The organism is Acinetobacter sp. ANC 5378, assembly GCF_013004315.1.
In the GTDB taxonomy this organism is placed as follows: Bacteria; Pseudomonadota; Gammaproteobacteria; order Pseudomonadales; family Moraxellaceae; genus Acinetobacter.
Genome location: NZ_JABERK010000042.1, coordinates 1 through 884, shown reverse-complemented (window position 1 = coordinate 884; position 884 = coordinate 1). Strand labels below are relative to the sequence as shown.

The window sequence follows — 884 nt, the reverse complement described above, 5'->3', positions numbered from 1 at the left end:
AACTATAGCTAAATACCAAATAAATCATTACAGTAATCTTTAAACAATTTATCAATATCTTTAACTCTAAACTTATTGCGAATCATTTTTACTCGTGACCACATTTTTTCTATAGGATTTAAGTCCGGGCTATATTTAGGAAGCCACACAATGTAATGGCCTGCACAGCGTATCAACTCCTGAAGCCTTTTTCCTTTGTGAAAGGTGGCATTATCCATAATCAATACACTGGTTTCTTTCAGCTTCGGCAATAAATCCTGTTCAATCCAGCATTCAAATACCTCGGTGTTCACTGAACAATCAAATACTCCAACTGTAAGCAATCTATTTTCGATTAATGCACCAATCGCATTGCTACAATTTTTTAACTGCCAGTTAAATTCAGCTTCAGCTCGCGCTCCTTTAGGGCTATAACTATGCGATCTCGTACTTTCGCTTTGAAAACCACTTTCATCGATATAAACCAGTGGTAATTGTTGTTCTAAACATTCAATCAAGTTCTGAAATTGCCGACGTTGATTTTGATCTGCTTTAGGGTGCTTTAACGTCTTTTTTTACGCGATATTCCTGCGGCATGTAGCGCATTAAATACTGCATGTGTACTGACACCAAAACGTTTTGCCCGTTCACTGATGTAATCATCGGGATATTGTTCAACATCCTTCAATATTTGCTCTTTGCTAATTTTAGCTGGGCGACCAGGAATAGGTTTAGTTACAGTGGACTTTTTCCAATTCTGAATCGTCTGTATACAGACGTTAAAATGCTGTGCTGCTTTTCGCACAGACATTTTATCTCTAGCCATAATTTCTATGACTTTGTCTTTAAAATCTTTTGAATATCCCATGCTTCTATTGTTCTATATTTTTGAGTATTTGGCTATA

General features: G+C 36.3%; 2 protein-coding genes. Both read right to left on the bottom strand.

Going from position 1 to position 884, the window contains the following annotated elements; genetic code table 11:
- Nucleotides 1–8: 8 nt before the first annotated feature.
- Complete coding sequence (locus HLH16_RS09415; protein WP_131289276.1) at nt 9–497, bottom strand: IS630 family transposase; 489 nt, start codon at nt 495–497, stop codon at nt 9–11.
- A gap of 44 nt (nt 498–541) precedes the next feature.
- On the bottom strand, nt 542–847 hold the full coding sequence (locus HLH16_RS09410) for an IS630 transposase-related protein (RefSeq protein WP_171529132.1): 306 nt from the start codon (nt 845–847) through the stop codon (nt 542–544).
- Nucleotides 848–884: the final 37 nt, after the last annotated feature.

Bases quoted from the DNA above. Each gene is read 5' to 3' on its own strand.
- HLH16_RS09410 (WP_171529132.1), bottom strand. From the start codon at position 847: ATGGGATATTCAAAAGATTTTAAAGACAAAGTCATAGAAATTATGGCT.